The sequence below is a fragment of the Vibrio sp. 1457 genome (genome assembly GCF_033340195.1).
Classification (GTDB): Bacteria; Pseudomonadota; Gammaproteobacteria; order Enterobacterales; family Vibrionaceae; genus Vibrio; species Vibrio alginolyticus.
In genome coordinates this window covers 15,230-41,945 of sequence record NZ_JAWOWA010000006.1, presented here as the reverse complement: position 1 = coordinate 41,945, position 26,716 = coordinate 15,230, and the positions used below count along the sequence as shown (strand labels likewise).

At 46.1% G+C, this 26,716-nt stretch carries 17 protein-coding genes and 1 pseudogene; 6 read left to right on the top strand and 12 right to left on the bottom strand.

Translation table 11 applies throughout. From position 1 onward, the window contains the following. Nucleotides 1–322: 322 nt before the first annotated feature. Nucleotides 323–1,540, top strand: a complete 1,218-nt coding sequence (gene sstT / locus R7Z41_RS08240; protein ID WP_005374821.1) for a serine/threonine transporter SstT — start codon at nt 323–325, stop codon at nt 1,538–1,540. A 65-nt stretch (nt 1,541–1,605) separates the two neighbouring features. Here the strand turns inward: sstT and pdxY are convergent, their stop codons facing one another. The 3 genes from pdxY to R7Z41_RS08225 form a co-directional block, all read right to left on the bottom strand. Continuing rightward, nucleotides 1,606–2,475, bottom strand: coding sequence for a pyridoxal kinase PdxY (pdxY, locus tag R7Z41_RS08235; RefSeq protein WP_115386838.1), 870 nt, complete (start codon nt 2,473–2,475; stop codon nt 1,606–1,608). A 101-nt stretch (nt 2,476–2,576) separates the two neighbouring features. After that, nucleotides 2,577–2,765, bottom strand: a complete 189-nt coding sequence (locus tag R7Z41_RS08230) for an AbrB/MazE/SpoVT family DNA-binding domain-containing protein (protein ID WP_115386839.1) — start codon at nt 2,763–2,765, stop codon at nt 2,577–2,579. 139 nt (nt 2,766–2,904) lie between these two features. Beyond that, nucleotides 2,905–4,101 (bottom strand): tetratricopeptide repeat protein, encoded by a 1,197-nt coding sequence (locus R7Z41_RS08225; RefSeq protein WP_115386840.1) that lies wholly within the window; start codon nt 4,099–4,101, stop codon nt 2,905–2,907. A 546-nt stretch (nt 4,102–4,647) separates the two neighbouring features. On the opposite strand from R7Z41_RS08225, the gene pulA reads away from it, so the two are divergent. Beyond that, the gene (gene pulA / locus R7Z41_RS08220; protein ID WP_225477289.1) at nt 4,648–8,637 is read left to right on the top strand and encodes a pullulanase-type alpha-1,6-glucosidase; all 3,990 of its coding nucleotides are present in this window, start codon (nt 4,648–4,650) and stop codon (nt 8,635–8,637) included. A 99-nt stretch (nt 8,638–8,736) separates the two neighbouring features. Here the strand turns inward: pulA and R7Z41_RS08215 are convergent, their stop codons facing one another. The 5 genes from R7Z41_RS08215 to R7Z41_RS08195 form a co-directional block, all read right to left on the bottom strand. Then, nucleotides 8,737–10,353: an endonuclease gene (locus R7Z41_RS08215; RefSeq protein WP_225477287.1), complete on the bottom strand. Its 1,617-nt coding sequence runs from the start codon at nt 10,351–10,353 to the stop codon at nt 8,737–8,739. A gap of 331 nt (nt 10,354–10,684) precedes the next feature. Further along, a complete protein-coding gene (locus R7Z41_RS08210; protein WP_213967509.1) occupies nt 10,685–12,298 on the bottom strand; it encodes an alpha-amylase family glycosyl hydrolase in 1,614 nt (537 codons plus the stop codon). A 120-nt stretch (nt 12,299–12,418) separates the two neighbouring features. Beyond that, nucleotides 12,419–12,925: a glycosidase gene (locus tag R7Z41_RS08205; protein WP_225477285.1), complete on the bottom strand. Its 507-nt coding sequence runs from the start codon at nt 12,923–12,925 to the stop codon at nt 12,419–12,421. Between the two features lie 316 nt (nt 12,926–13,241). After that, nucleotides 13,242–14,051 carry a MalM family protein gene (locus R7Z41_RS08200; protein WP_005374786.1) on the bottom strand — a complete coding sequence of 270 codons (810 nt, stop codon included), beginning with the start codon at nt 14,049–14,051 and terminating at the stop codon, nt 13,242–13,244. 100 nt (nt 14,052–14,151) lie between these two features. Further along, nucleotides 14,152–15,423: a maltoporin gene (locus R7Z41_RS08195; RefSeq protein WP_005374784.1), complete on the bottom strand. Its 1,272-nt coding sequence runs from the start codon at nt 15,421–15,423 to the stop codon at nt 14,152–14,154. Between the two features lie 446 nt (nt 15,424–15,869). Between R7Z41_RS08195 and glgX the strand changes: the two genes are divergently transcribed. Next, entirely contained in the window at nt 15,870–17,861 is a 1,992-nt protein-coding gene (gene glgX, locus R7Z41_RS08190; protein ID WP_005374781.1) for a glycogen debranching protein GlgX, read from the top strand. A 78-nt stretch (nt 17,862–17,939) separates the two neighbouring features. Here glgX and R7Z41_RS08185 read toward each other — a convergent pair whose 3' ends face one another. Next, entirely contained in the window at nt 17,940–19,310 is a 1,371-nt protein-coding gene (locus R7Z41_RS08185) for an L-serine ammonia-lyase (protein WP_318136349.1), read from the bottom strand. Between the two features lie 11 nt (nt 19,311–19,321). Further along, nucleotides 19,322–20,862 (bottom strand): annotated as a pseudogene (locus R7Z41_RS08180) (sodium:solute symporter). A 339-nt stretch (nt 20,863–21,201) separates the two neighbouring features. On the opposite strand from R7Z41_RS08180, the gene R7Z41_RS08175 reads away from it, so the two are divergent. The 3 genes from R7Z41_RS08175 to R7Z41_RS08165 all read left to right on the top strand — a co-directional run bounded on the left by R7Z41_RS08175 (nt 21,202) and on the right by R7Z41_RS08165 (nt 24,878). Then, entirely contained in the window at nt 21,202–22,497 is a 1,296-nt protein-coding gene (locus R7Z41_RS08175; protein WP_005374774.1) for an MFS transporter, read from the top strand. Between the two features lie 101 nt (nt 22,498–22,598). Further along, entirely contained in the window at nt 22,599–23,615 is a 1,017-nt protein-coding gene (locus tag R7Z41_RS08170; RefSeq protein ID WP_053350178.1) for a nuclear transport factor 2 family protein, read from the top strand. A gap of 177 nt (nt 23,616–23,792) precedes the next feature. After that, on the top strand, nt 23,793–24,878 hold the full coding sequence (locus tag R7Z41_RS08165; RefSeq protein ID WP_017634480.1) for a porin: 1,086 nt from the start codon (nt 23,793–23,795) through the stop codon (nt 24,876–24,878). A gap of 69 nt (nt 24,879–24,947) precedes the next feature. Here the strand turns inward: R7Z41_RS08165 and R7Z41_RS08160 are convergent, their stop codons facing one another. Next, nucleotides 24,948–25,661, bottom strand: coding sequence for an alpha/beta fold hydrolase (locus tag R7Z41_RS08160; protein ID WP_170889939.1), 714 nt, complete (start codon nt 25,659–25,661; stop codon nt 24,948–24,950). 1 nt (nt 25,662) lies between these two features. Beyond that, the gene (locus R7Z41_RS08155) at nt 25,663–26,667 is read right to left on the bottom strand and encodes a cupin (protein ID WP_005374765.1); all 1,005 of its coding nucleotides are present in this window, start codon (nt 26,665–26,667) and stop codon (nt 25,663–25,665) included. Nucleotides 26,668–26,716 lie beyond the last annotated feature (49 nt).

The following is a 26,716-nucleotide window of genomic DNA, read 5'->3' as shown; positions in this document are numbered from 1 at the left end:
AGACGAAAGTCTCCTTTTTAACAACTTTATTAAAAACTATTACTCATAACTAATGATAATTTTCAACATAAAAATCTTATTTAAATAACATTGAGCAAACATTTAATCCAAAAACAAACTAAAACTAGACACAAAATATTACCAAGCTAAGATATGTGATATTCAGCAAGAAAATGGCTGAATTTATAAAAACAGGATAATTGATAATCATGTGTCTTAGTGACCAGAAGCAATGCTCACCCCTTGCAATATAAGGGCATTATCGCCGTGTAATGATGGACTATTGCCCTGCCACTCTGGCATAAAATTGCAGGAATGATGTATGCAACACAACAGCCTCGTTGCCCGATATGCTCGTGGTAACCTCGTCGTCCAGATCCTTGTCGGTATCGTCTTTGGTATTTTGCTCGCGACAATTTCTCCAAGCCATGCCGAAAGCGCGGGATTAATTGGTAGCCTTTTTGTCGGTGCGCTTAAAGCGATCGCGCCAATTCTTGTGTTTATTTTGGTTGCCGCTTCAATTGCAAACCAAAAGAAAAACCAACACACTTACATGCGCCCAATCGTTGTACTGTACCTGATGGGTACATTCTTCGCGGCGCTATCAGCAGTGGTTCTAAGCTTCCTTTTCCCGACCAATTTAACGCTTGTCACCGGCGCTGAAGGTGCAACGCCTCCTCAAGGTATTGCTGAAATTCTACGCACATTGTTGTTTAAACTGGTCGACAACCCAGTAAATGCACTAGTAGAAGCAAACTACATCGGCATTCTTGCTTGGGGTGTGGGTCTGGGTCTTGCACTACACCACGCATCGGCGACAACGAAGGCCGTATTTGAAGATCTAAGCCACAGCGTGTCTCACATTGTGCGCTTTATCATTCGTCTTGCACCATTTGGTATTTTTGGCTTGGTTGCTTCAACGTTTGCGACAACGGGCTTTAGCGCACTAGCAAGCTACGCACACCTTCTGGCGGTTCTTCTTGGCGCAATGATGATCATCGCACTCGTTGTAAACCCAGCGATCGTGTTCGTTAAAACCAAACAAAACCCTTACCCACTTGTATTCCGTTGTCTACGTGAAAGTGGTGTAACTGCGTTCTTCACTCGTTCAAGTGCGGCGAATATTCCAGTAAACATGGCACTATGTGAGAAACTAAAACTGGACGAGGATACATACTCAGTATCTATCCCTCTAGGTGCGACCATCAACATGGCTGGTGCTGCAATCACTATCACAACGCTAACGCTTGCAGCTGTGCACACTATGGGTATCGAAGTTGATCTACTGACTGCGCTACTTCTAAGTATTGTAGCTGCGGTTTCTGCATGCGGCGCATCAGGTGTTGCAGGTGGCTCTCTACTACTTATCCCACTTGCGTGTGGCCTGTTTGGTATCTCAAACGACGTAGCAATGCAGGTTGTAGCGGTTGGCTTCATTATCGGTGTGATTCAAGACTCTGCAGAAACTGCGCTAAACAGCTCAACAGACGTTGTCTTTACGGCAGCAGTTTGTAAATCAGAGCAGCAAAAAGCTCAGTAAGACTGACAGAACAAAGAGAAAGGGGAGCCGATGATGGCTCCCCTTTTTTGTTTAATTGCGCTCAATTACGCGGTGACCAAAGCCACCTCTTCAATTGAGAAATGCTTACTTGGCTCAACAAACTCTTGCTGCGCTGCGATGGTTTGCAGTTCCCATTCGCCTGCATGGTAAGTGGCGCTTAACACCCCGTAACACGCGTCGTGACAATGTTGGAAAGCTTGTTTAGGAGACCAACCTTTCAGCAATCCTGAAGTGAAGATCGCCGAGATAAGGTCGCCCACGCCAACAGGTTGTTTAGCAAACTCAAATTGAGGACGCTTCGCAAGGTAAATGCCTTCTTGCGTAGCCAGTAGCATGTTAAAGCTGCCATTTTCTAGGCAGTAAAGGTGCTTAACTAGCACAACTTTTGGACCTTTCTCTAGCGCACGTTGGCATGCGGTGATCGCATCGTCTAGTGAGTGGATTTCCATCTCAGCAAATTGACTTAGCTCGAATTGGTTCGGAACGATCACGTCCGCCATTGGCATCAAACGCGTTAGAAGATTTTCAGCAATGCCCGGAGCCACAATGCAGCCTTTGTCTGGCGCGCCCATCACAGGGTCGCAAACGTAAAGTGCGTTCGGGTTCGCTTGCTTCACTTTCGTCACGGTATCTTCAACAGCAAGGCACTGCTCTGCGCTACCTTGGTAGCCCGTCAATACCGCTTGGCACTTTTCCAGCACGCCGATGTTACCAAGTCCACGAACTAACTCGCTGATGTCTTCAGCCGCAAACGCTCGCCCAGTCCAGCCTTCTTGATACTGCGTGTGGTTAGAAAATTGAACGGTATGAATCGGCCATACTTCGAAACCCATGCGTTGCATTGGGAAAACGGCACTGCTGTTACCAGCATGACCAAAAGAAACATGAGATTGTATAGAGAGGATACCTTGCATAGTACCTTACCTCTTATTGTAGTTATCGATAGTTCAAAGACAGCGGCAAGCGCCAGTTTTGCGAAACCAGTAGTGTATCCGACAAACCAAGATTCTCTAACTCAATTCTCCTCAATATCTTCAGAGTAAGTTGGCGCGCTGGTTTTCAACACCATCTTCTTAATTTCCATTTTGTCTTTATTCAGTGCGATTTCTAGGGTATCTCCTTCCCTTATCCCGAGCTGAGCCAGGATTGCGCTTGGAATGACTACGGCGGTATCGCCACCGATTTTAACAGGTTGACTTATCATCTTTCGTCCTCCAAATGTCGAAAATGAGTTTTCACGTCATTGGATGTCTAGCCTCAAATGCATTGAGCTGACTTGGATTGGCGTAACATTTTAAAGACAAAAGAAAAGCCTCAATCTTGAGGCTTCTGGATAAGATAGGTTATGGCTGAAGGAAGTTTTGAGTGAAATCGAGCGCATCTTTAGAGAGTTTTTTTTCGTTGGGCGATGTGCTTGCCTGACCTTCTGCTGTTACCGTTGTCATGTTAGGCTGAAAATCTAGTGTTGATGCCTCCTCCCAAGCTTCGGAGGCGTCTTTATTCTCATCATTCAACACCGCATTGAGCTCCTCTTCCGCAGGAAAATACGCTTCGCGTTTGTACACTTTGTTAAGGGCTCGAATAATAGAGTGCTTTCTCACCATTCCTGAGGCCAGCTTTCTTTGCAACGGCTTCGCTATGGACTGCAATCCAACGACAACATCAACACCAATATTGGTTGCCACTTCATCACGTAACGTACGCGCAGGTTGGTAGCCCATATTGGCAGCAAGAAACAGCCAAACGTAAGCAATTGCATTACCCGTTTTACCTTTATCCTTCCACGCTTCGCCAGCATGATACATCGCTTTAGCACTGCCACCTTCCGCGGCCCGTTCCAGCCAGTAGCAACCTTTAACCATGCTTTTTTCTGTACCAATGCCATTTAGGTAACATAAGCCGACTTGGATCTTGCCATCTGCACTGTCTTTTTCCGCCGCTTTCATAAACCAGTAAAGCGCATCTGCACTGCGTCCTGCACTATTGTCTGGTGAAAGCTGCCATTCCCCCATATAAATCATGGCATCAATGCAGCCTTCTTCGGCGGCAGTTTCAATCAGTTGGTTACCTTTTGGGATATTTTTTTCAGTTCCTCGACCAAAGACCAAGGCCTTGCCCGTCGAAAATTTCGCTTCGGTATCCCCTTCCATTCCCGCAATTGCGGTACGCCAGAAGTTTGCCTGCTCTTTTAAAATCACATCTTCGCGCATGCGTTCACTTAAGCGAACAATGCCGTACATCCCCGTCACATTGTCCAGTTTAGCGGCTTTATCATACCAATACAGCGCTTGACGAATGTTGTCCTTTTCGGCTTCTTTCGCTAGAAATAAAATGGTGGGGATATGCCCAGTTTCGGCTTTGAACTCTCGCTCTTTACGCTCTTGCTCTCGCGCTTTATGCATCGCCTTTCGATAAGCGGCTTCGCGAGCTTTCCTCTCTGCCTCGAGTCTCTGTTTCCGCATCGACAACGAGATCATCCACACAAATATCAGGACGAGTGAAAGGCCAGTTGCCGCAATGGCAATGCCCATACTACTCATAAATAGCCTCTTTTGGTTTCAGGGCCCAATTCAACTCCCTTTCAGGGAAATCTTATGATTACGCGCCGACGTAACGCCGACTACCTTCATTATATAACGACCACTTAGCGAAAATCTGAAGCGTGCGAAGACTTAATGGCGGTATTTTATTCAACATCACTGCAACTTATTTTTAAAAGAAAAATATAGCCCTCATTTTTATAGAACTTAATCACGGTTTTGGGGCTGAGACATTCTCATCCCCTATCATCCCCCCTTACTCATCCCATAAAAATTTACATTTTAATGATGTGCAGAATCTCTCACTATGCGCCTGTTTTATTATTTAATTTGTGAACAAAATCGACTGTGACAGAAAATTTGCACCTGTAAAAAACTTAACAGCCTGCTCTCACATTTTGCTGATGATTCAGTGTATTAGCATCTAATTGAACATTTCCTTTTTTGGCATCTGCCTTTCTAGCGTGTGCAAAACCTTCTTGATGATTGAGTCAGCGAAGGCAGCGCGCAGCTCAATATCAATTCAATAACAATGGATTTGTAAACGTGGACAATAAGACATTTAAATTATCAACAATTGCCAAAACCGTACTGCCTTTGATTTCCGTCGCGGTAATCAGCGGTTGTGGTAGTGATAGCACGAACGAAGATACGACGAACCCTGGCTCAGGCTTGTACCCTGCGGGAGAGAACGAAGTCGTCATTTATTACAAACGTGACGTAGCATCAGCTTCAACAGCAAGCGACTACGAAGGTTGGGGCTTGCACCTATGGAACGGTGAGGGCTGTACCAGCACAGATTTAGACGCAATGGGCATTCCGGGAACAGGAACGGATTGGTCTGCGCCACACCCATTCGATGGCATCAACGACACCTACGGTGCTTACTACGTACTGAAAATAAACCCTGACGCCTCTGACCCACACGAATGCATGAACTTCATTCTGCACAAAGGTGATGAGAAAGCATTCGGCAGTGCAAACTCAAAAGTGGAGCTGACGAAAATCGGCGAATCTAAAGGGTTGTTTGGCTTCCACGGCAGCAGTGAGCTTTACTACGAGCCAATCGAAGAACGCCCTGTTGATATTGATGGTCAAAAAGCGCATTGGCTAGATGCCAACACCATCGCGTGGGAAGCGGCGGCCAATGCGGATTCCATGAAGCTGTTCTACAGCCTTAGCAATGACCTCAAAATGGATGAAGATAAGCAAATCTCTGGCGGTACAGCCGTTGAGCTGACAAAAGCTGGTGAGTTGTCTGATGGTCTGAAATCACGCTTCCGTCACCTTGCTAGCCTTCAAGCTGCGGGTATCGATGTCGATGACGCGACCTTGCGTACGATCCTGAAGTCACAAATTGTTATGGTGGCTTACAACGCAAATGGTGACGTCATTTCTGCAACTGAAGTGCAAAAACCGGGCGTTTTGGATGCGGTGTTTGCCGATTCCAAGGCAGGTAACGCGATCGGTCAAGAACTCGGTGCGATTGTGGAAGGCGGTGCCGCAACCTTCAAACTATGGGCACCAACTGCCCAAGATGTTGATCTGATAATCTACGATGAAAACTTAGCAGAAGAAGCGACCGTTGCCATGACGGAAGACCCAGCAACAGGTATCTGGGTTTCTGAGGCACAAAGCAACGTTGTCAACAAATACTATCGCTACCAAGTTAAAGTATACCACCCAACAACTGGCGTCGTTGAAACGCGTTTGGTAACAGACCCATATTCAATGAGCTTGTCTAAGAACTCACGATACTCGCAAGTGGTTGATTTAGATGATCCAAGCTTAATGCCTCAAGATTGGAAAAACTACGCACGCCCAACGGTTAAAAAAGACGAAGACCACGTCCTTTACGAGTCACACATTCGTGATTTCAGCTTTAACGACAGCAAAGGCACACCAAGTCTTGATGGCAAATATCTGGCGCTTACAGAACCTGAGCGTGAGTCTGTATCTCACTTACAAGCTTTAAAAGATGCTGGCCTAACAACGCTACATATCCTGCCTGCGTTTGATATTGCAACCGTGGATGAAGACGCTGACAAGCGAGTCGATATCACCGACACCGTGGGTAAACTTTGTGGCATCAAGCCAGAAGCCTCCATTTGTGAGACCGAAGATGACGGCAAAGTAATTGAAGAGGTATTAAATAGCTACGACCCAACAACGGGCAAAGCACAAGCGTTGATGAACGATCTTCGCATGCTAGACAGCTTCAACTGGGGTTATGACCCTTACCACTACACCGTGCCAGAAGGCAGTTATGCGACCGATCCTAACGGGTCTAAGCGTATTCTTGAGTTCCGCGAAATGGTTCAAGCGACGCATAAAATGGATCTGAAACTGGTCATGGACGTCGTGTACAACCACACAAATGCATCTGGTGTGAACGAAAAATCAGTACTGGATAAGATTGTCCCTGGGTACTACCACCGCCTAAACGTCAACACTGGCGGCGTCGAAAACTCAACCTGTTGTGATAACACCGCAACCGAGAACTTGATGATGGGTAAACTAATGGTTGACTCATTGATGGTATGGGCGGATGACTATAAAGTCGATGGTTTCCGTTTTGACCTTATGGGCCACCAGCCGAAAGATGTGATGGTTTACGCACTTGAAAAAGTCCGTGAAATTGACCCGAATACCTTGTTCTACGGCGAAGGTTGGGACTTTGGTGAAGTCGCGCAAAACGCTCGCTTCGATCAGGCGACACAAGTCAACATGGCGGGGACAGAAATCGGTACTTTCTCTGATCGTCTGCGTGACGCAGTTCGTGGCGGAAGCCCGTTTGATGGCGGTGTAGATTCTGAAGGTAAGCACCCACTTCGCTTTAACCAAGGCTTTGGTAACGCCGCTTACCCTAACGAAGAAACCAAAACTGACGCAGAGTCGGTGAATGGTCGTTTACACAACCAAGATCTGGTTCGTCTAGGTATGGCTGGTAACTTGGCTGACTACATCCTTCTTGATTACAAAGGCGAAACCAAGCTGGGTAAGAACGTTGATTACAATGGTGCGCCTGCAGGCTACACAAAAGTGCCATCAGAGAACATCTCTTACGTGTCTAAGCACGACAACCAAACATTGTGGGATAACAACGCCTACAAGATTGCGACAGGCACTTCATCTGCCGAGCGTGCACGTATGCAGTCTGTGTCCCTATCAACGGTGATGCTTGGTCAAGGCATTCCATTCATCCACATGGGTTCTGAGCTATTGCGCTCTAAATCTATGCAGCGCGACTCGTACGATTCTGGTGACTGGTTCAACCGTGTATTCTTCGACGGAAGCGACAATAACTGGAACGTTGGTCTACCACGTGAAGACAAAGACGGTGCAAACTGGGAGCTGATCAAAACCATCGTTGGTGACAGCACGGCGAAACCAGATTCAACCGACATCGAGCTGACTAAGCAACAATTCCTAGAGCTACTAAAAATCCGTAGCACAAGCGAACTGTTCCGCCTAGATACCGCGCAAGAAGTGATGAACCGTGTTGACTTCCGCAACGTAGGGAAAGACCAAGTGGAAGGCTTGATTGTGATGTCTATCGACGATGGTACCTCAGCGGGTGCCGATTTAGATTCGAACTACGATGCAATCGTGGCCGTTGTGAACTCAACATCAACTGAGAAATCTTTCAAAGTTGCCGGCGTAACTGGTTTCGAGTTACATGAAGTTCAACAAAACTCTGCGGATGACATCGTGAAAGGTGCAAGCTTCACCAATGAAACCTTCACAGTACCAGCACTGACAACAGCGGTATTCGTGCAGCCACAAAACGGCGCACAAGGTGCTGGCCTACCAGTAAACACGGATAACAAAGACGTATCGAGTATTCCTCCTTACGGCGAAACCGTTGTTTACGTGAAAGGCACGATGAACGATTGGTCTGATAGCAGTGATTGGGCGATGACCTTTATTGGCAACGGTATGTACTCTGTAACTGGCGTTCTTGAAGCTGGTGAACACGAGTTCAAATTCGCGGACTCTGGTTGGGCAAATCCAAACATCGGTTGTGATGCTGCGAATATAGCTTCTGGTTCACTAGAATTAGGTTCAGAAGGTAACTGTAAGCTGTCTGTTGCTGAAACAGGTAAGTACAACTTCACTCTGAACGCGCTACATGTTCAAGATGAAAGCGTAGAAAAACCGGTCGTGTCAGTGACCAAGTCAGCAGATGCACCAACATTCGGTGAAACAGCACTTTACTTACGTGGCACTATCACTACATGGGATGCTCCAGCACAAGACTCAACAGCGAAGTTCAGCTATGTTGCAAATGACGTTTATTCGCTAGACATTACCCTAGCGGCGGGCAACTACGAGATGAAAGTTGCGAGCGCAGACTGGGCAGCAGACACCAACTTCGGTGGTGAAGGCAGTGTTGAGCTTGGTAAAGCGCTGACGATGGAAGCCGGTGGCGGTAGCGCAAACCTAAAAATTGCGATTGCAGAAGCAGGAAACTACAACTTCCACTTCAATGCGGCTGACAAGTCGGCGCCAATCGTGACGGTAACGAAAAACTAGTTTCATTTAAAAACATCCGTAATGAAAAAGGGGAAGCATCACGCTTCCCCTTTGTTTTGTTGGCGTCACTAAATGGTGGATACCAAAATCAAAAAGGTGTTAGTTTCCCCAAATCTGTTCAACAAACTCAGGATGATCAATGAATGGATTACGATTGCCCTGAAAATCAAACACTTGTTGATTGCGGTTTCGTTCTTTTTCACTAACGGGATCATTTTTGTGCCAACGTTTCAGCATGTTTAACATCCAAGGTTCAAAAACCGTTGAACTTGAACCATCAAGGACAGCATCCGCATTGCTTGAATTGCCTTCCCAGTTACCTACAACATTTTCATAGCGGGTTGCCATGTAGAAATAAGCACGGGCGAAGTCGCCCTTAAACTCATCAATCGGCTCAAACACCGTACCGGAGTAGCCCAGACTAGTGCTTGCTTGTCCAAGTTTAGAGCCATTACTAGACACGTAGGTCGCGGTGCCCACTTCACCAAATGGCCAATTACTGCGCTTCGCGTTTACATAACCATCAGTTGCAAACAAGTGATGACCGTCTGAGTTCATCGGCTCAACCTTACCGCCAAACCAGCTTTTCGGAAAAGAGTGCTCACGGTTGTAGCAATCCCCTTCCGTTTTGTATTGGCCACATTGGTCTGTGACTTTGGTAAAGCTTACTGTATCGCTAGCAGATGGCTTTTCAGAGTACATATCGAGAATAGAGCCATCATTTTCATAATAACGATCAATATCGGCATCTTTTACCAAGGTCCAGACCGCAGAATAGCCTCGGCTGGAGTGATTACTGATAATGTTAAACAACGCTGTTTTTAGAGCGTATCCCGTCTTACCAGATGCCGCTTGATAGTAACCATCAACCACTGGTGGGGTCGTCGTTGTGTCACCTAAGTTAAAATCGGTGGTTTCACTTTTCGAGAATTCAGCGCCAGAAGCAAGAGTCTTATCTCCCACCTTCAACGCGTAAGACCCCGAACCATTGCCACAGCAAATGCCGTCGCCATAGCTGTCTTGAATCGTAAATTGGTAGTTACCATCGGCCAAACACATGGTCTTTTCAACAGAGGTTGACGACTCATACCCCTGACCAGAGAAAAGCACTTGCGCTTGGCTATTTTTCAACTCCCAGCTAGTTTCTGAGCCATAGTTGTCCGTCGTGAGTGTAAGAACCACCTCATGATCACTACAACTTTCTACAGGAGGTTGTGTACTCGTCTCAGTCGGTTGAAAATTATCGACGTAGACAACTTCTGAGCCATCAAAACTGGCTTCATCGTAAAAACGCAAACCGACGTTGATGGTCTTGTTCGAGCTCGCTGTGTAGTTGTGCGCGAGCTCTTGCCACTGGTTTATCTGTTGTGGGTTCGAGTAATTGTGATAACCATCAACCACCAGACGTGCTTTTACATTTCCTTCGGTATGATAAACCGAGACAGAAAACGGATAGGTTTTCCCTTGCTCCACATTAATGGTTTGCAAAAAGTCGGTGTTGCTTTGGGTACCTGTATTCACGACGACCTGGGCAGCCAGACCACCCGATTTGATTTGCTCGCTGCTTGGCGACACTGTAATGCCCGCGTCAATCTCTGACCACTGCGTAGGTACATTGCCATTCCACTGCTCAAAGTCACCGTTGATAATTTGGCTATATGCAAACGGAGAGCTAACAGCAGCAAGGAGACAGAGGGAGTTCGTTATGGATTTCATTATACTTTTCCATTAGTTATATAAATCCCAAACACGATAAACATATTAGTGGGGCATAAGTAATCCTTCAGTCACATTTTTACGTTGCACAAGTGTTAATTTACTTTTTAATGTGCAGCTTATCTCACAAATATCCATCTGCTGAAAACAAACGCCAATACAAAAAGCGAAGCAACTTGTTGGCTACATCGTCGCAAAACCATTAAGGGAAAAGTAAAACAGACAGAAAAAAGCCAAGTGTGCGCCTATGGGGGTCAGCAACAACACTTGGCTTGTTTATAAGAAAGCTTGTGGTCAGCTCAACTGGTGAGCATCAATTCTGAATAATTCCTTAAGGTTTTACCGCAAAGAATCGTCCTTGTAGTGGCGACATCAGAATCTGATATTGACCATTACTCGGAGTAATTTTTTCATTCGTGAGCAAATCCACCAACTCACCAGTACCAACACTCTCCTGAGTAAGAGTGACGCTTCTAGCGCTCTCTAAGGTATTTAGCGCAAACAAGACTTTGTCCGAACCAGATTGTTTCAAGTCCACATAACTGCCGTTACTCGCAACTAAATTCGTGCGTGACCCTTGATAAAGTGCAGGATGCGCATCGCGCATTGTCATCAGCGATGTCACATAAGATTTGAGATCGGCTTGGTTTGCATCAAGCGTCGCCGTCACGCCTTCAATTTTCGCACTACTGCGCGCAACGTGATCATCGCACAAACCTTGAATGGCGCAGGTGCTGTTGTCTTCTTTTGCGGCAAAACCATCCACTTGATCCCCGATTTCATCACCGTAGTACAACGTGATTGGCCCGGTGTACGCCGCTTGGAAAGCAAACGCGGCTTTATGGCGTAACCAATATTCTGCATCATTCACATCCGCCAAGTTTCCGCGCTGTAACAAGTCACCAAAGCGCACTAAATCATGGTTGCCGATCATCAAATTCGGCTGCGCATGTGTTGGATATTGGTTGTGTGTGCTGTAGCCGTTGTCTAACCAATCCGCACCGCGACCACCCACGCCGCTCTCATTCACGGCCAAAGTTTCAACGATGCGATATCGCATAGGGAAGTCAAACGCAGAGCACAATGCTGGATCGCTGTTCGATCCATACGCCTCATTCGCGATTTCAGACTCCCCTTTCCAAATCTCTGCCACCATATAGCCCAACGGATTCACTTGTTCGCCTTTGCTATTGGTGTACGTCACACTTTGTGAGGCTTCATCGACGGCTTTACGAAGTTGTGTCCAAGCGTCTGTCGGAACTTGATAGGCTTGATCTAAACGCCAGCCGTCAATCTTCAGTTCTTTGATCCAATACGTTGCCACTTCTTTGTAGAAATCGAGACTGGCCGGGTAATCAACGGGATTGCTCGATCCCGATGGCAACAAACCGGAAGGAGATGGTTTGATCAAACCATCTTTGTGATGACCAAATACACCATCAAAAAACACGTATAAGCCGCGTTTGTGTGCTTCCTCGACCAAGGTTCTCGCCGTTTCTAAATCACCAAAACGTGGATCAATGGTGAAGTAATCCGTTGCAAAGTAGCCCGTGGCATCCAGACGATCGGCCCAGTGCTCTTGGCCCGCTATCGCTTCCGATTCAAAAACTGGCGTCAACCAAATCGCGTTCATCCCTAAATCTTGGATGTAATCGAGTGAATCAATCACTCCTTGCAAATCGCCGTTATGATGGCTGGTGCCATAACCTGTACCGTGACCAATGCTCGCATCACCATCCACAAAACTCTCTACCATGATTTGATAAGTACGAAGTTGGTTACTTTGCGCCATGACATTGGCTTGGCAAGCATAACTGGTATCCGGTAGCGGAGTGCTGCTATTAGTGTCGCCACCACCAGAAGAATTACACGCAGATAAAGCACCAATCACACTTAACGCAAGCAACGATCGAGGCAGGCGATGGTTACGTAGGATATTACGCATTTTATTCTCCCTAACTTACTCAAATAAACTACGGAAATTTGAGTAATAAAATTAACCCCGACATGTGTTTCATGCAGGGGTTAATAAATAAAAATAGATTTTAAATAACTGAATGGAATATTATTGGCACTTATTTACCATGACATGAACAGGTTTGCCTTTTCCTTCAAACTGAAGACTCCATACATATTTACCATCTTCTTTAATATCAACCGAAGTGTCCGTACCGTAACCACCAAATGTTAATGGTGTTAATTCACCAACGTTCATTCTATTACCTTTTGCGGTAAATTGTGGGAACCACAACTCGGTCGCGTACTGCATTTTGTAGGAGCCTACTTTTTCTTGAACCACGGCTTGGTAGAAATTATTCCCTTTGTAGGTGTATTGACGCTGAGGCACGTGTTTCCAATCGGAATCCGCAAAAGTACCCACCACAAATAGTGGTTTAGAAATAGGTCCTTTCGCTGTGCTATCTGGGTTGTCACACGCTTTCATGAAAGCAACCACTTCGTTTTGAGACATATTAACAACAGGCTCTGCGGCCGCTTCTGGTTCTGCAGTCGATTGACAACCCACTAAGGCAACAAGTAGAGCAGCAGCAAGAGAGGTCTTCATCATGTTCATTTCACGTAATTCCTTTTTAGTATATCCAAAGCAAAATAAACTCAACGGTTAAAAGAAATATTAATCGTTATTAAAATGGAAATATCAAACGCCAAATAAATATCGTCAGATTGTGAATTTAAATCACTTCGAGAAGTTTGTTTATTTCCTAAGTACAAAAAATAAATTAGGAACTGCCATTAATTATTGATCCAACCTATATAAAAAACAAAGTAATAAAAATAATTATGTGAATAAGGTAACTCTATGTAGGGGTATTTTTATTAGTTTATTTTCTATGAAAAAGGTCAGCATTTCGCTGACCTTTTTTATCTGATTATTTTCTATTTACGGCTTTCACAAACACTTGTTGTGCACCTTCAATACCTAGCTCTTTTGCTTCATCAAGCAAAGTGAGCGCTTTCGGAATATCATTCGCTGCGACTGCCGCTTCAATTGAGCTGTAGTAGTAGCTAGTAAGGTCCGTACCTTGGGGAATGTTGTCGTTTTTCGCAACAATCTTAGTATTCACAATATCATTCGCGGATACCGAAAAGCGGAACTGACCGAGTGGGCTATGTTTCGCTAGAGGGTCTGCAATATCTGGCGGCTGAGTGTGACGCGCCATGGCGAAGGCTTTTGCAGGGTGTAAAACTTGTGTACTTCCTTTTAGATCGGCGGAAGTCGTGTAAACCAACACATGCAGATCGTTACCTGTCATGTCTGGAATCACATTGAGATCAAGTACGAATTTATCGTTGTCCAACAGTTTTGCTGGTTCGTACTTAAACTTTGAAAAATCTGCTTGGTAAATGGTTTCTCCTGCCGAGTTCATCACTGCGACATTAGGAGCATAAAATTGAAGTTCTTTACTTACGAATGTCTCTAATTTGATATCGAGACTGCCACGGTTACCTGGAAGAGCAAACGCTGCAATAGCGCCAGCACTGTTACCATCCAACAACATTTGGCTTTTATCAGTCAAAGCGAACTCAGTAACCACAGGCACGTTAAGCGGTACCCATTGAATATCACCCGATTGCGTGATCACTTGTTGCTGACCTTTTGGACTCATCTCTACTTGTTCTACAGACGCACAACCAGTAGCCAACATGCCCAGCAGTACGGGAGCAAGCCATTTTTTCATTACTGTCTACCTCGACTCTTTATTGTTTTTTAAATAAATACAGCCAGATAAGTTCTGGCTGTATCATTCTAGGACAATTTAGGACTTAGTGGTTAGATGATTACCACCAAGCTTCAGCTTGTACACCGAATTGGAACGTATCGTCTGAACGACCGTTGTCAAATGTGTTTGAGTTGTCTTCTTTGTCAGCCGTTAGGTAAGAAGCGTAAACACGGATTTCAGGACGAGCCCAGAAGCTAGAGCCAGCAGACCATGCTTGAGCAACAGTTAGCTTACCGTATTTGTTTTCTTCGCCGTCGTTATCGTCGATAGCGTAACCAGCTTCGAAAATAGTTTTGTGGTTGTCATCCCATTTGTACATTGGACGAACAACAACAGACATTGTTTCCCACTTGTCTTGGCCAGCCCACATGTCTTCACCAACACCGTACACTAGCTGGTGACCCATTTCCCAGCTGTCGCCCATGCCGATTACACCCCAGTTGATTAGGCGGTAACCAGATGCACCGTTGTCAGCTTCTGCGCCGTACCAGCTACCGTCGCCGTAGAATGCCATTGTTTTTGAGTAACCTTCAGTACCGTACTGAAGCACTGTTTTGTTGAAACCAGCGTCTAGACCTTGAGTCAATTCTGCTGTGAACATTACGCCGTTTTTCGCATCTTTAGTGCCGTTTGGCGCAGCGTCAGTTTCGTTAAGAATTGCGTAGTTCAAGCCCATTTCTAGAGAGCCGTTGTCCCATAGAGGAAGACCTGCGTAACGTACGTCTAGAGTGTTTACGTTTGTTGCGCCGCCATCGTTGCCTGGGTCTGCGATATCGCCGCGGTCGTTACGAACCCAAGCGAAAGAAACTTTACCAGGACCAGCTTCGATACCTTCAACACCAGCGCCCGCGCCAGAGATGTTCCAGTAGTAGAAGTCAGAGATATGAATGTCGTGACGTTGGTAGTAGCGTTTACCTGCCCAAAGCGTTGCTTCAGGAGCAAAGTTTAGTAGGCCTTTAGCTTGAACGTTGAACTGACGTAGTGCGAATTGTGCATCGTCTACACATTTCACTTCGCCGTTATCCAAACCACAGTTAGCAGAAGTGCTTTCCCAGTCGTTTGAACCGTTAGAAGTCATTGCAACCATAGAGTCTACGTAGAACGTTTTGCCGTTGTTGTTGTAAACTTCTTTACCTAGTTGAATCTCGCCGTAGATATCGCTTTCATTACCTAGACGACCGATCTTGTTCTTTTCGAATGTTAATTGTTGACCACCGTCAGCGTTCACGCCAACGCCAGCACGCATGTAACCGTGGAAATCCACTGCGAATGCAGAACCAGCAGCTAAAGTTGCAGCTACAGCAGCAGCAATTGCACTTACTTTTTTCATTCTTAACTCCATTAAGGGTATTTATAATTCTGTCTTCCCTGCTCACTCTTTTAGGTGAATATAGGCAGTAAAAACACACCTAAAGAAAGAGAGGTAAGATGGGAACGAATCCCCGTTTGTTTCAACAGTTGTGAGATTACCCGAGGCGTACAAGGATGACTTCCTCCGCCCTAAACTAATTTAAGGGGGATGAGAAGGGAGTAGAAAATTTACCGAATGGTGTTTTTTCGAGTCAGATCACCAATCTAGGGAGGAATTAGTAAGTTTGTTCGGTTTTGAGCCGCTACAAAGTGATAGCCATTTCATATTTTTGACTCTAAGCCGTCACATAAAGTAATTAAATTACACGAATATTTTTATATTTAGGGTGGTTGACCTTAGTAAGACAAAGTTTTTAACTTATAGTTTCCTAAAGGTAGCAATAAATATTAAATAAAGTATCTCCGATGACACGACTTCTCTCTCGCCCCTACCCCCTGGGCGCAACATTGAATAAAGAAGGCTGTAACTTCTCTATTCATGCTCCGGGCGTAAAAGACATTCAACTGGCATTGTTTGCAAACGATGGCAGCTACGAGCTTCACGGTTTACCGAATGAATACGCTGGCATACGTCATACTTTTATTCCAGATATTAAGCCGGGGCAAAAATACGGTTACCTTGTCTCCCACAAGGACGAGCCACTGTTAATTTCTGATCCGTACGCAAAATCAATAGATAAAGCCCTCCACTATCACCCTCCCTACTCTCCAGCCAAAAGTTTCGATATGCCGAAGTGCGTCGTTATCGAAGATGATTTTGACTGGCAAAACACGGATCACCCGCGTATACCCAGAGAAGAGATGGTATTGTTTGAGACGCACGTCAAAGGGCTTACCCAACGCCACCCAGAGGTTGAGGACAAGCTGAAGGGGCGCTATTTAGGTCTTGCATCACCTGAAATGCTGGCCTTTTACAAACAGCAAAACATCAACACGCTGCAATTGCTACCTGTCGCAGCATGCATGCATGAGCCTCATCTACTAGAGATGGAAAAGGTCAATTATTGGGGATACAACCCTTATCTCTTTATGGTGCCCGATCCGCGCTACGCAGAACAAGACGCCGTTACGGAATTAAAAACAACAATTCGCGAATTGCATAAAAACGGCATTGAGGTGATTCTCGACGTGGTTTACAACCACACTGCTGAAGGTGGTGAAGGGCCTACAATCTTCAACCTGAAGGCCCTCGATTCCCGTTTTTACATCAAACATGGCAACCACTTCGCCAATTACACCGGCTGCGGAAATACAGTGGATCTCACCTACCAACCAGCCTTAAACCTTGTGATGGATACATTGCGCTACTGGGTTAGCGAATTTAAAGTCGATGGCTTCCGTTTTGACTTGGCTGCAACGTTAGGTCGACAGGGCGATGATTACAACCCAGAAGCAGCTTTCTTTAAAGCCGTTGCGCAAGACCCAATTTTGCGTGAAACCAAATTGATTGCCGAGCCTTGGGATATTGGTCCAAATGGCTACCAAGTGGGTAACTTTCCATTTGGTTGGAACGAATGTAATGACAAACTGCGTGATATTTCCCGCAGTTTTTGGCGCGGTGATCAAGGCTATTTAAAAGAGTTTGCCACTCGATTAATGGGCTCTCGTGACATTTATAGTGCAGCGAACTGGCCATACAAACTCACCGTAAATTACATCACGTATCACGATGGCTTCACACTGCAAGATTTAGTGTCTTACAAGCACAAACATAACGAAGCCAATGGCGAAGAAAATCGCGACGGTCACGGTGACAATCGTTCAGAAAACTACGGTGTTGAAGGCGAGACGGAAAATCTGATGATTATCGCCACGCGTGAAAAGCAAAAACGCAACCTTATTGCTAGCTTGCTGTTTGCCTTCGGTATCCCACACATTCTCACTGCTGATGTTCTGTCTCACACCCAAGGCGGTAACAATAATGCCTATTGCCAAGATAACGAAACCAGTTGGCTGAACTGGGAAGAGACAGAACGTAAGCAACATTTCAAAGCATGGATGTCACAAATGGTCGCCAACCGAAATCAATACATGGTGCCATTTATCCGAGCTTTCAGTGGCGAGAATCGCAATAACAACCGTATTTTCTGGCGCCGTACAGACGGTCGCTTAATGGAGCACGATGATTGGAACCGTTTAAGCTCTGTCGCACTTCACCTTGGTATCGGTAAAGAAGGGCAAGAGCTGGTCTACCTCATCAACCAAACTAACGCCACAGCTCGCTTTAAGCTCCCCAATGAGCGAAAGCAAGAATGGGTGACGATCTGTGATACAAACGTACGTAATCTCAACCCAGGACATGCTGAAGGCGAAGTCTTGCTGTCACCCACCTCGATGGTGATTTTGCACTATCAACCAAACCAAAGCACACCAAAAGGTGAGCAAACGCATAGCTAAGTTATAAACGCTCCAAAAAAGGAAAGCCGATGCATCTCAGTGCTTCGGCTTTTTTGTTGGTTAGATGTGCCTAACTCATTATTCGCAAGGCGGCGCTAGGTGAATCAAAGCTAACCCACCCTGTGACGTCTCGCGGTATTTCTTGTTCATGTCCTTGCCCGTTTGGTACATGGTTTCAATCACCTTATCCAACGAGATCAAACATTTACTATTACGCTTTAGTGCCATGCGAGATGCATTGATCGCTTTCATTGCACCCATTGCATTACGCTCAATACACGGTACTTGCACTAAGCCACCAATTGGGTCACAAGTCATGCCTAGTGAGTGCTCCATGGCGATCTCGGCCGCAATACAAATTTGCTCATTACTACCACCACGCAGCGCGGTCAAGCCAGCTGCCGCCATAGAAGAAGAAACACCGACTTCGCCCTGACAACCTACTTCGGCACCCGAAATAGACGCATTAGTTTTGTACAAAATGCCAATCGCACCGGACACAGCAAGGAAGTCTTTAAGCTGTTTAGTATCAAGCTCTTTGATGAAGCGATGGTAGTACATCAATACCGCCGGAATCACACCCGCCGCACCATTAGTTGGCGACGTTACGACTTGTCCACCAGCCGCGTTTTCTTCACTCACAGCAAAAGCAAACAGGTTAATCCAATCCATGGTTTCCATCGGATCGTTTTCGATTGCTTCATTTGCTTCAAGCTTCTTCAGTAAGTTAGGCGCACGGCGGGTCACATTCAAGCCGCCATCCAAGATGCCTTCTGTTTCGAAACCACGCTCCATGCAACGCGTCATCACACGCCAGATCTGTTCTGCACGTTGATTGATGGCTTCCATATCCTGAAACGCTTGTTCGTTTTTCAGAATCATGCCGCCAAGGCTCATGCCATTCTTCTCTGCCTGTGCCAACATTTCGTCTGCACTGGAGAATGGAAGCTCAACTTCTACGGGAGCAGTCGCACTGCCATTTTGCAGTTCATCCGCCGTTGCGATGAAACCACCACCGATAGAGTAGTAAGTTTCAAACCCAACCTGATTGCCGTGCGCATCTAACGCAGTAATCGTCATTCCATTCTCATGCAGAGGAAGGTTCTCTTCATGGAACAACATGTCCGTTTTGTAGTTGAATTCGATTTCATGACGGCCATCGACAGACATCATGCCCTCTTCAATCGCCTTGCGCATCGCTTTGTTCGCAGAAGCGATTTTGATGGTATCTGGTTTGTTACCCAACAGACCCAAAATGGTCGCACGGTCTGTATGGTGACCAATCCCCGTTAACGAAAGTGAACCGTATAAATCAACTTGAATACGAACCACTTTTGCCAAGTTAGATTCAATCAAACGAGTGAAGTGGTAACCCGCGATCATTGGACCATTGGTGTGAGAGCTAGAAGGACCCACACCAATCTTGTAAATATCAAAGATGGACAGCATAAACTTACCTATTACGACAATGCAGCATAAAGCCAATCAGGGAGAACCATACAAGCAGCGATGGTCGCCACGGCGAACACCAACAGCCCGTAATGGCTTGCGGTTGGCTTTGCAAAAAGATGTTTTTGATTATTGATAAAAATTTGTTGCTCGGCAGTCACAGCGCCCCAACGACGGCTCACTAACACACCAAACAAAAGGAAGACAAACGTACCAATTGGCGCGAACCACGGCCAAGCCACGTCGAGATACATGGCAGTAAACACCGCAATCACACTCATGATACTGCCAACGATCACGCCTTTCTCATTGGCTTTTGCCCAGAATAAGCCAAGCACGAATGACCCAAGACGGATACCAACAAAGATGGAAGTCAGGCTAGCGATGGTTTTGAGTACCGATTCATTCGATACCGCCAGAAGAGCTGGCACTACCACCATAGCCGCAGCGAGCAAACTCATCTTTCTTGCGACTTTTTCGTAGTGCTCATCATCGGCACTCTTGCGAACGAAACGCTTGTAGATATCGAACGTTGCGACGGTCGCCATTGAGTTGTAGGTAGAATCCAAGGTCGACATTGCGGCCGCCGCCAATGCGGAAATGATCAAACCAACGACGATTGGGTTAGTGTGGTTGAAGACGAAATCCAAAATCACTTCGTTGCTGTTTTCAACGATTGATCTTGATAGAAAACACTCAAAAGAACACCGAGTACCGCGAAGAATAAGTACACAAAAAATGCACCGTAACCACACAACAGCATCGACTTCTGCGCCGTCTTTTCACATCTCGTCGCTAACGTGCGTTGGATGATCAATTGGTTGGTGCCGTACACACTCAAATGCAAAAAGCTCACGGCAACCACGCCAGCCCAGAGTGTGGTATCTACGCCTAAATCAAAGTCTAAGTTGATGATATTCAGGTGATTACGAGAAAGGTAATCTGCCGCATTAATCTCTGTCATTAGAATGGCAAAGATAGCGATGCTGCCTGCTACCAATACTGCAGATTGCAACATATCGGTCCAGATAACCGTGGAAATTCCGCCCGCATAGGTATAGCAAGCGGTGAAAATACTAATGTAGATAATGGCTTCAGAAATACTGATAGGCAGAACTTGCACTAAGATCAGCGCCACGGCATACAAAATCACACCCGCAGAGATACATTGAACCACAATGAACACAATCGAGTTGATGGTTCTTGCATACACCCCAAAGCGGTGCTCAAGGTATTCATAAATCGAAGTCAAGCCCAGCTTATAGAAGACAGGCACAAAGAAAATGACGGTGAAAAAGATAACGATGGGATAGTTAAGGTGAATACTCATCGCTTCCATGCCAGAGCTATAAACCCAACCAGGCATCCCTACAAACGTCATCGCACTAATGTAAGTCGCAAGTATCGAAACACCCGCCGTAAACCAGCCAAATTGCTTTCCACCCGTAGAAAAGTCGCCACCATTGCTGTAGCGCTTGTTCACTAAATAGCTGATTAATATGGTGATTAACACGTATAACGCAATCACCACAAAACTTGAGTACGTAACCATTTCAGGGTTTCCATAATTCTGGGTGCTAATTATTTGTGCTTGGATATTACTTTAAAAAAGCATATCTAAACGATAATCCCGCCATAACTGTGACTATAATCACCAATATAGACGGTTATATATTCAAAAATGCCAAAAAGACCGATTTAATGAGACTCCCATCACTAAAAATCACAAATTGGGTACGCATTCATTTTAAAATTGATATTGATCACGGATCTAATGACCTTAAAAAAACTATGATTCACCACGACACGAAATCGAAGATGATCCCAATAAGATCGTGTTCTTTAAGTTTGAATAGCAACAAATCCTAAGTGAAATAGAGGTTTATCGGTCATGAATGCCAAAAGACACATGAGCGAAGTTCCTATGATTCAAAGGGTAGCTGCCTATCTAGCGATACTGGTTGGTTACTTTTTCTATTGTTATAACTTTGTAATTATTGACTACGTACGCCCATACATCGTTGAAGCGTATGATGGTATTAGCCTGTCAGACACTGCCCAGTTCTATACATGGCAGTCGGTTGGTGCACTTATCGGTGCATTGAGCTGTGCTTGGTTCGCAACAAAATTTGGTAAGAAATCCACTCTTATTACCATCACAGCCCTAAACGGTGGCGCAACGATCATCAATATGATGTTCACCGACTACACAACATGGGCAGCAATGCGTTTCATCATTGGTTTGTCACTGGGTGGTTACTTCACCGTGGCAGTAAGTTTGATGATCGGCCTATTTACGCCAACGGTACGTGGTAAGTTGACGGCATTCGCGTCTTCTATGTTCTCTGTAGCACTGATGGTAATGGGTGCGTATGCAGCATTTATTGCAAGTATTGATGCACCATGGGAAAGCCTAATGCTTGTCGGTGGTATCCCACCATTGGCAGCGGCTGTTGTCATGATCTTTGTACTACCTAGCGACAGCAAAGTGATCGCTTACGGTGAAGAAGAGCAAGCAAAAGCAGAAGAATCAGATGCACCAGCGAAAAAAGGCTCTTGGGGCGAAATGCTAAGCAAGCCTTACCGTAAGATCACTCTAACGTGTCTATTACTGGCTGGCCTTAACTTCTACGGTTTCCAATTCTTTGGTGGCTTCGTAACCACATACCTACGTGATGTACGTATGTTCGACGGTGCAACCATCGGTCTCATCTTCTCTATCTCAGCATTTGGTTCACTGTTTGGTGCGTGGTTCTGGGGTTGGGTAGCTGACAAATTCGGTCGTAAGGTGAACGCATTTGGCTTCATCCTAGCGGGCATCATGGTTTCAATCTTCTTTGTTGCACCTGGCGACATGGTGATTGGCGGCCTAAACATGCTGGCTCTACTTGGTCTGATTTACAACTTCGGTCTGTCTTCTTCTGCGGTATGGGGTGGTTACTTCTCAGAACTGTTCCCAGCACACCTACGTAGCTACGGCGCAGCGCTATTCCACGGCGGTCGTATCCTCGGTATGTGGGCACCAATGGTACTTATCTTCATCCAAGAGCGTACCGACCTACAAACCGCAATGTGGGGTTCACCAATCGTATGGATCCTTGCTGGTCTTCTATGGCTATCACTGCCAGAGACACTAAAAGGCGGCGTGTTCGATAAGAGCAAAAAAGCCGAAGCAGCAAAAGCGTAACTGAATTTCAAAAACTCCGGCTGGCTCCCCGGCCGGATGAAAAAACTTAGTTTCGAGTCCTGTTCCCAAAGCCGACTCGACAGCAAATAAGAGAGTTTATTATGTCTAAATATCAAGAAGCAAAACGCGTTGTACGTGAATACTTCAGCGCAATGGAAAACGCAACTCACGAGAACGTGGCAGAAGTACTAAAAGCACATACTTCAAAAGATTACCTATGGCGTGGTGTTTACCCATTCCGTGAGCAACAAGGCGCTCAAGCAGCGGCTGACGTTTTCTGGGCTCCTTTGATGAAATCAATGACTCGCATGCAGCGTCGTCAAGACATCTTCATCGGTGGTGAGAACGAAGTAACATCAGGTGAAATCTGGGTAATGAGCATGGGTCACTTCATGGGTCTATTCGACGCTGAATACCTAGGCATGCGCCCAACTGGCAAGATCATGAACATCCGCTACGCAGAATTTAACTGTGTTGAAAACGGCAAGATCACTAAGACTGGCCTATTCCTAGACCTTCTAGGCGCGATGGACCAAGCGGGTTGTTACCCACTACCACCATCAACAGGTAAGCACTTCGTATACCCTGGTCCTCGTAACCACGACGGTCTACTGTTCGAAGACGCAGCACCAGAAGAAGGCGTAGCAACACTAGCACTAGTGAACAAGATGGTTGATGACCTATCTGCACTAAACGACAGCGGCGCTATGGGTTGCCCACCAGAAGTTCTTGAGAAGAGCTGGTCTAAAGACATGATCTGGTACGGTCCATGTGGTATCGGTGCGTCTTACACAATCCCTCGTTACCAACAGCAACACCAATTGCCGTTCCGTAACAATCTGAAAGACAAGAAGTTTAACGGCCACGTATGTCGTTTCGCAGAAGGTAACTTCTCTTGTTTCTTTGGCTGGCCAAACCTATCTAACACGCCAATCGGTGGTTTCCTGGGTATGACAGGTGGTGAAGTACGTGCAGACATGCAAGTGGTTGACGTTTACTACCGTGACGGCGACAAGCTATCTGAGAACTGGGTACTGATCGACCTTCCTTACTGGCTAAAACAGCAAGGTCTAGACGTGTTCGAGCGTACTCAACAGATCCTAAACCCTTCTCTATAAGAAGTCCTAGGGGCGGATTGTCAACCCGCCTTTATGTTGCCTGAATCCCCTCTCGGTTCAGGCAACATGCTCCCAACTCCTGCCTCAAGGATGGGGCACAACCTCAAGATAGAACCCTTATTCAAAACGGGCATGAACGCACGGTGGCTTTCTGCGCCCTGAATAACGAGATTGATTATGAAAAAGTCGACCCTTTCTGCAGTGATTTTAGCAGCGCTTACTTCTAGCTCAGCCTTTGCTGCACACACTTTTGTTAATGACGCTGGCGACAGCCTAACCATCGATGGCCGTTTCGATCTTCGCTACCAAGACCGTGGCGGTGATGACAACGGTGAATGGAACAGCGGCAGCTCACGTTTCGGTTTGAAAGGCCAAATGGGCCTAGATAACGGCTGGACTGGTTTCGGTCACGCGGAATGGGGCTACAACTCTGGCGCGAACGGCGACAACATCTACGACCGCTTGCTATACGCAGGTGTTGATCACGAAAAATACGGCAAGATTGCTGCGGGTACCAAGCAGTGGTCTACCTTCTACGACGTAGCATGGTACACCGATTTAGGTCGTGTATTCGGTACTCGTGGCTCAGGTGTTTACAACCTAGCTGACTGGGGTATCGCATCCGGTGCTGGTCGTGCAGAAAACTCAATCACGTACCGTAATTCAATCAATGAAAAAGTGAGCTACGGCTTTACTTACCAAACCACGCGTGAAGATGTTGCTCTAGCAAGCAATGCGACAGCCTCATTGAAAAACGGCATGGGTGCGTCTATCACTTACAAACCGGTTGATGGCGTAACACTTGGTGCGGCTTACCATCAAAATGAAGTTGCTGATTTAGACGCAAGCGTGGTTGGCGTAGAAAACGGCGACAACATGCGCATCATGCTATTGGGCGCAAACTACAGCAACGGTGGCTTCTACGCAGGTGCGACTTTCCACGTTGGCGAAAACTGGGAAGCAGTGAGCCAAGGCGGTACGGACGTAATGTTCGATACCCTAGGTGGCGAAATCTACACTTACTACCACTTCGATAACGGCCTACGCCCAACGTTGAACTACAACTACATGGAAGATCGCGGTGACGAGACACAAGGCTACGAGCGTAACTTGCTGATTCCTGGTCTTGAATACCACTTCCAGAAGAACAAATTCCTAGTTTGGACTGAATACCAGTTCGACCTAGGTAAAGATCAGTACGATGGCAGCAAATTCGAAAACCGTGATGATCAATTCGCGGCAGGTATTCGCTACTACTTCTGATAATACTCATCGCTCACCACCTATACCCAAGTAACCTTAAGGTGGTGAGTGATGAAGTTCTTATCAACACTAAGCAAAGTTATCTTGAAGCCAAGTAGTCATCACTTCACTAACAATTAAAGGCTGCTCAAGCGTAGATAGATGCCCACACTCAGGGATAACATGAAGCGTGACGTTTGGGATGCATCTCTCCATGAGCAGATGATTGTCTAGCGGACAAAGCTTATCTTCTTTACCTGTTATCACCAACGTAGGAACTTGAATGTCCGCCAATAAAGGTCGAGCATCCGGGCGAGTTGCTAACGCTTTAGCATGTGCTTCAAATGCCTCCAAACCTACATTGACCGCCATGCCTTCTATACGCTCAGTTAACGCTTTGTCTTGCAAACGGCTTGGATGAATCAGCACAGGCATCAGAGTGTCAGGCGTAATGCGTTCAAACTCACCATTTAATGCCTGATTAACCAGTGCATCACGCTTTTGTGTCACCTCTGGCTTTTCATCTGCTGCATTGGTATCCATGAGGATCAAGCCTTTGACTCTGTTTGGCGCTTGACGGTACACCTCAAAGGCAAGAATCCCACCCATTGATAAGCCACCCAAGACAAACTCCTGCGGTGCGTCTTGCAACACTTTCTGCGCCAGCTGTTCCATTGACGGCAATGAAGCCAGCGTCGGGCATGTAGGCTCAACCCAACTTGGCAACGCTCGGTTGACTTCCTCAAACAATGTGCCATCACAAAGTAGTCCGGGTAGCCAAACTAACGAGGTGGGTTGTGTCATTTTATTCTCCTGCAAGCGGCTTTGGTTGATCAGACCCAAGAATGCAATACGTCAAACTATTACCACGCAAGTTCGTCAGTGAATAAGACGCACCTTCTGGAACATTCAGCACATCACCGCGCGTTAAAACAACACTCGCTTGTTCGCCTTGATGCGTGAGGACCACTTCAGTATCGCCATCAAAGTTGATAAGCACTTGTTTTTCTTCTCGGCAGTGTTGAGGAATCGAGCCACCTTCAGAAAGCTCATAAGCCATGATGCTCACTTCATCTTCACTCTTTACTTGGAAGTCATAACTCGCCAAAGGATGACCCGTTAAGGCGTATTGTTTCACGTTGCTTCCGCCGAAATCGCCTTTGATTTCACGATAATCTTTTTGCAGAGCGACAAATGGCATCATCTCTTCTGCGGTGTAGGTATCGAAGGTCGCGAGCTCTTCTTCGGTAAGCAGCGGCATCAATTCTGATTCTTGTGGCACCGGGTCGCCATTAATGGTGTCCACGAGTGTGCCATCGGCTTTGAGGTATAAACCATAACCTTGACTGTCTTTAATAACGTTTGGATGCCAAATAACGCCGCCACCTGAATCGTCGCCGCCAAGTACCGAGAACATAAAGCCGTAATCGCGGCCAACCACTTCAAATCCACGGAAGAGATTGGTTGGAATCGAGATGACGTCACCGTGAGACAACACCGCCTCATGCTCTCCATCGTTCCCCCAATAAAAACGGAACTGACCTTTGAACACCAAGAAAAGCTCGGCGGTACGATGAGAGTGCAACGAATTTTTGATGCCCGGCGGTTGGCCTGCGGCACCAATGTTAAAGCCCGCCGTATCGCGAATATGAACATGCTGACGACTGCTTTCTGCCACCCCAGCACCGATAATGCAGAAGTTATCTTTCAGATCACTGCCTGGCGTGCGCGCATCAATAAACGCACTCGTACCCGGAATCAGTTCCATGTAGCGGACCAGATTATTATTCATTTTAGATTGTAGAGTCATTGTAAATCCTTGTTGTCCTTGTTTGGACCTAGCCTTTGAATTGTTAGTT